4 protein-coding genes are annotated in these 4,806 nt (G+C 75.6%); 3 read left to right on the top strand and 1 reads right to left on the bottom strand.

What is annotated here, in order from left to right:
- Positions 1–655: 655 nt before the first annotated feature.
- Positions 656–1,207 carry a hypothetical protein gene (locus LLG88_08480; protein ID MCE5246939.1) on the top strand — a complete coding sequence of 184 codons (552 nt, stop codon included), beginning with the start codon at positions 656–658 and terminating at the stop codon, positions 1,205–1,207.
- A gap of 85 nt (positions 1,208–1,292) precedes the next feature.
- Here the strand turns inward: LLG88_08480 and LLG88_08475 are convergent, their stop codons facing one another.
- Positions 1,293–2,429: a DUF1730 domain-containing protein gene (locus tag LLG88_08475; protein ID MCE5246938.1), complete on the bottom strand. Its 1,137-nt coding sequence runs from the start codon at positions 2,427–2,429 to the stop codon at positions 1,293–1,295.
- A 16-nt stretch (positions 2,430–2,445) separates the two neighbouring features.
- On the opposite strand from LLG88_08475, the gene LLG88_08470 reads away from it, so the two are divergent.
- Both LLG88_08470 and LLG88_08465 read left to right on the top strand, forming a co-directional pair.
- Positions 2,446–3,909 (top strand): glycogen synthase, encoded by a 1,464-nt coding sequence (locus tag LLG88_08470; protein ID MCE5246937.1) that lies wholly within the window; start codon positions 2,446–2,448, stop codon positions 3,907–3,909.
- Positions 3,910–4,024: 115 nt separating this feature from the next.
- A partial coding sequence (locus LLG88_08465) for a DMT family transporter (GenBank protein ID MCE5246936.1) occupies positions 4,025–4,806 on the top strand: 782 nt, incomplete at its 3' end.

Here is a 4,806-nt window from a genome sequence, read left to right as displayed (position 1 = left end):
TCTTGTTGCGCCGCTCCGATGTGGCATGGCCGTCGCCGTCGCCGTGCCCGCGCGATCCGCGGGACGAGAGGCTCGCGCGTTGCGGGGACGCAGGACGTCTTGCTGCGCCGCTCCGATGCGGCATGACGGTCGCTGATGCAGTGCCCGCGCGATTCGCGGGACGCGCGTCGTGCGGCGGGGGCGGCGGCTCCGCCGACCGGGCAACGGCTGCGCCGCCGCCCCCGCACGCCCGACGCGCTGTCGTGTTTGGCGGCGTGCTTCGCTGATCGTCCGCAGGGGGATGGTCCTTCTTGGTTGGTCCGTGCTTCTTGCTTCGGCGCGCGCCGCGGCCTTGGTCGGCGGTTTCTGGGTCGTTTCTCGCGTTGATGCGTCAGGGCGCGTGTCCGTCGATGGTCGCGCGCCGCGAGGCGCGGGGCGGCGGCTCCGCGACGGGGCAATGCTCCGCCGCCGCCCCCCGCCTCGCATCGCGCTCGTCGTTTTCGACGCAACGCTCCGACCGACGCCGTGATGGCGACGGGCGCCGCGATGATGATGGGCACGGCGATGGTGATGGGCCGTCGGGCGCCGTGGAACGAGAGGGATCGCGCCGCGGCGGCGGTTCGACGGGGAAACGGGAAATCGTTTAGGCTGACGCGGAACGAGGAGCGGCGGATCGATGAGCGCAACGGAACTGGGGATGGCCGACGAGGTTCTGCGGCGGGAGCTCGACGCCGACGAGCAGTTGGTGTGGAGCGGGCGGCCGCGGCCGGGACGGTACGCGCTGCGCGCGCTGCCGATCGCCCTCTTCGGCGTGCCGTGGACTGCCTTCGTCGGCTTCTGTATCTTCGCCGCCGCCGGCGGCCTCGGCGAGCATGCGCCGTCGGGGTCGGCGCGCTTCTTCTGGCTGTTCGGAACGCCGTTCGCGCTGATCGGCCTCGCGATGCTCGGCGCGCCGTTCGCCGCGTTCCGCAGCGCGCGCCGCACGTTCTACGGCGTGACGACCCGCCGCGCGCTCGTCGTCTCCGGCGGCCGCCGCCGCAGCGTCGTCTCCTACGGCAAGGACCGGCTCCGCGGCGTCTCGCGCGTCGAGCGGAAGGACGGCTCGGGCGACGTCGTCTTCGAGACCGACGTCGTGACCTCGCGCGGCCGCCCGCTCTCGACCGGCTTCTACGGCGTCCCCGACGTGCGCGAGGTCGAGCGGCTCGTCCGCGCGCATCTGTTCGAATAGCCGGGCGGCGGCGCGGTCGAGGGGCGCGCGGAAACGGGTGCGGTCGAGGGGCGCGCGGGTACGCGGCGCGCCGCCGCGGCGAAGGTCAGCGCGCGAGCACGCGCCGCGCGGTCTCGCGGACCAGAGGATCGGGATCGTCGGTCAGCGTGCGCGCGACGGCGAGCGCCTCCTCGTCGCCGAGGTTGCCGGCGACGATCAGCGCGTTGCGCAGCACGCCGGAACGGCGCGCCCTGAAGAGCGACGTGCCGCGGAACATCGCGCGGAAGGCGGCGTCGTCCAGGCGCAGCAGGTCGGCGAGGCTCGTCCGCTCGAGACGCGGGTCGGGCCGCAGCTCGGGCGGCGCCGCGGGGGCCGCCTTGCGGTTCCAGGGACAGACCTCCTGGCAGACGTCGCAGCCGAAGACCCACTCGCCGAGGTCCCGCTCCCGCTCCGGAGGGATCGGGCCGCGGTGTTCGATCGTCCAGTACGAGACGCAGCGGCGCGCGTCCACGAACCACGGCGCCGAGATCGCGCCGGTCGGGCACGCGTCGACGCAGGCGCGGCAGGTGCCGCAGAACTGCAGGTCGGGCGCCGGACGCGGCCGACGCGCCGCGACCGCGGCCGTCGTCGTCGTCGCGCCCGCCGTCGTTCCCACCGCGTCGTCCGCGCGCGGCGCGTCCTCCTCGACCTCCGCGTCGACGAAGAGCGCGCCGAGCGCGCGCCACGAGTCGCCGCCGTGGCCGATCAGGCAGGCGTTCTTGCCGATCCACCCCAGCCCCGCCCGCGCCGCGAGCTCCCGCTCCAGCACGCCGCTCATGTCCACCAGCGCGATGCGCCGCAGCGGCCGCCCGAGCAGCCGCTCGGCCGCGTCCCCCCACGCCCGCAGCCGGTCCTTGAGCACGTCGTGGTAGTCGCGGCCGCGCGCGAACCGCGCGACGTGGCGCAGCAGCCCCGGCGCGCCGGCCCGCTCCGCCGGCTCGCCGAGGTAGGAGAGCGCCCCGACCAGCGCGTGCCGCGCCCACGGCCAGTGGACGCGCGGATCCTTGCGCCGCGCGGCGGTCGTCCCCATCCAGTCGAGGTCGGCCGCCGCCCCCGCGGCGAGCCACGCGTCGAGCGCCGCGGCGTGCTCCGGCCGCGGGACGAGCGCCGCGGCGCCGACCGCCGTCAGCCCCGCCTCGCGCCCCGCCGCGAGCGTCGCCGCGCGCGGCAGCCGCGCCCTGTCCTCCGGTGTTTGCGCGTCCATGGGCGATAATCTTCGCATGCACATCGCGCACATCGCCCCGGAGATGACCCCCTTCGCCAAGACCGGCGGCCTCGGGGACGTCGTCGGCGCCCTCCCCGCGGCGCAGGCCGCGGCGGGCGACCAGGTCACCGTCGTCGTCCCGGGCTACGGCTTCGTGCGGCGCGCGCTCGGCCTCGCCGCGGGAAGCGGCCGCCTGATCGGCGCGCGGATCGACGGGACGGACTGGAACGGCGAGCTGCACAGCTTCGAGCACCGCGGCGTGCGCGTGCTGCTGCCGACGCGCGACGACCTCTTCGACCGGCCGGAGATCTACGGCGGCCCGGAGGGGGGCTACGCCGACAACGGCGTGCGCTTCGGCTGGTTCTGCGCCGCCGCGCTCAACGCGCTGCGCGAGAGCGCGCCGGCGCCGGACGTCGTCGTCGCCCACGACTGGCCGGCGGCACCGGCGGTGCTGATGCTGCGCGCCGCGCGCCGCGCCGACGACGTGCTCGGCGAGACCGCCTCGGCGCTCGTCGTCCACAACCTCGCCCACCAGGGGATCTTCGGCGGCGAGCTCGCCGCGCGGCTCGGGCTCGACCGACTCGATCCCGAGGCGTTCGCCGCGGACGGCGCCGTCAACCTGCTCAAGGGGGCGATCCGCGGGGCGACGGTCGTCGTGACCGTCTCGCCGACCTACGCGCGGGAAATCGTCACGCCGGAGTACGGCGAGGGGCTGGCCGACGACATCGCCGCCCGCGCCGGCGACGTCGTCGGCATCCTCAACGGGCTCGACGTCGCGCTCTGGGATCCGTCGTCCGACCCGCGCCTGCCGCACCACTTCGACGCGGCCGACTTCGCCGGCAAGGCCCGCTGCAAGGAGAGCCTGCAGCGCGAGCTGGGGCTCGAGGTCGATCCGTCGCGGCCGCTCTTCGCCCTCGTCTCGCGCGTCGATCGGCAGAAGGGGATCGACCTCGTCGCCGCCGCCGCGCCGTGGCTGCTCGACGAAGGGGCGCAGTTCGCGATGCTCGGCTCGGGCCAGAAGCGGTACCTCGATCCGCTCGTCCGCCTCGCCGCGCTGCGGCCGCGCGAGGCGGCGGTGGCCACGCGCTTCGACGAGCCGCTGGCCCACCGCATCTACGCCGGCGCCGACTTCTTCCTGATGCCGAGCCGCTTCGAGCCGTGCGGCCTCGGGCAGATGGCGGCGCTGCGCTACGGCGCGCTGCCGATCGCGCGGCGCACCGGCGGGCTGGCCGACACGGTGCGCGACATCGACGAGCGCCCCGACGACGCCAACGGTTTCCTCTTCGACCACGCCGACGCGGAGAGCCTCCGCGCCGCCTGCGGGCGCGCGCTCGAGCTGTTCCGCAACGACGCGACGCGGCTCGCGCTGCTGCAGCGCCTGGGGATGCGCGAGGACTTCTCGTGGCGGCTCGCGGCGCTCTCGTACCGGCGGGCGCTGGAGCGGGCCGCGCTCAAGGAGCGGCGGCGGGTGCTGCCGTGAGCGACGAGGGCGCGCGCGGCCGCCGCCTTGCGCGGCGCGCCGGCGGCGGCGTGGGCGCGACGCGAAACACGCGGGCGCGCGGCGAAGCCGTCCCGCGGCGCCGGGGAGCGGCGGCGTGAGCGGCGCGAAGGGGGCCGTCTCGGCGCGGGCGAACATCGTCGCCGCGGCGCTCCTCTTCTCGACCGGCGGCGCGGCGATCAAGTTCTGCTCGCTGTCCGGCTTCTCCGTCGCCGCTTTTCGCTCGCTCGTCGCCGCGCTCGCGCTCGTCGCGCTCGTTCCGGCGGCGCGCGCGCGCTGGACGTGGCGCACGCCGCTCGTCGGCCTCGCCTACGCAGCGACGCTGATCCTCTTCGTCCTCTCCAACAAGCTCACCACGGCCGCCGCGGCGATCTACCTCCAGACGTCGGCGCCGCTCTACCTGTTGCTGCTCGGCCCGTGGCTGCTCGGCGAGCCGACGCGCCGCCGCGACTTCGGGGGGATCGCGCTGCTCGCGGCGGGACTGGCGCTGATGTTCGTCGGCGCCGACGCGCCGCAGGCCACGGCGCCGCGGCCGCTGCTCGGCAACGTCCTCGCCGCGGCCTCGGGGCTGACCTACGCGCTGATGATCGCCGGGCTGCGCTGGCTGGGGAAGAAGGGAGGCGAGCAGGCGTCGTCGCTTCCCGCCGTCGTCGCCGGCAACGTGATCGCCGTCGTCGTCTGCCTCCCGTTCGCCTCGGGCGTCGCCGCCGCCGGCGCCTCGGACTGGGGCGCGATCCTCTTCCTCGGCGTCTTCCAGATCGGCCTCGCCTACTCCTGCCTGACGCGCGGCATCGTCCACGTGCCGGCGCTGACGGCGTCGCTGCTGTTGCTGTTCGAGCCGGTCCTCAACCCGTTCTGGACGTGGCTCGTCGAAGGGGA

The sequence above is a fragment of the bacterium genome, assembly GCA_021372775.1.
Classification (GTDB): domain Bacteria; phylum Acidobacteriota; class Polarisedimenticolia; order J045; family J045; genus JAJFTU01.
Note: the sequence above shows the minus strand (reverse complement) of the source record. Positions and strands in the feature narration are given on the sequence as shown.

Bases quoted from the DNA above. Each gene is read 5' to 3' on its own strand.
- LLG88_08475 (MCE5246938.1), bottom strand. From the start codon at position 2,429: ATGGACGCGCAAACACCGGAGGACAGGGCGCGGCTGCCGCGCGCGGCG.
- LLG88_08480 (MCE5246939.1), top strand. From the start codon at position 656: ATGAGCGCAACGGAACTGGGGATGGCCGACGAGGTTCTGCGGCGGGAG.
- LLG88_08470 (MCE5246937.1), top strand. From the start codon at position 2,446: ATGCACATCGCGCACATCGCCCCGGAGATGACCCCCTTCGCCAAGACC.